The 305-nt window shown below is 59.0% G+C and carries 1 protein-coding gene; it reads right to left on the bottom strand.

Translation table 11 applies throughout. The features are described 5' to 3' along the window. The coding region (locus tag UCMB321_RS27685; protein ID WP_040071898.1) for an ABC transporter permease subunit at positions 1-305 on the bottom strand (305 nt) is incomplete at both ends.

Raw genomic sequence — 305 nt, 5'->3', positions numbered from 1 at the left:
TCACGGTTGTTGAAGAACTCTTGCCACAGCACTTTACCGATCATCAGCGTTTCCGGACCGCCGAGCAGTTCGGGGATCACGAACTCGCCCACCACCGGGATGAACACCAGCATGCAGCCGGCGATGATGCCGTTCCTGGACAGCGGCACGGTGATCTTCCAGAAGCTGTTGAAGGTGCTCGAGCCCAGGTCCGAGGCGGCTTCCAACAGGCTCTGGTCATGTTTCACCAGGTTGGCGTAGAGCGGCAGGACCATGAACGGCAGGTAGGAATAGACCACCCCGATGTAGACCGCGAGGTTGGTGTT

The sequence above is a fragment of the Pseudomonas batumici genome, assembly GCF_000820515.1.
Lineage (GTDB): Bacteria > Pseudomonadota > Gammaproteobacteria > Pseudomonadales > Pseudomonadaceae > Aquipseudomonas > Aquipseudomonas batumici.
This window is presented reverse-complemented; position numbering and strand designations above follow the sequence as displayed.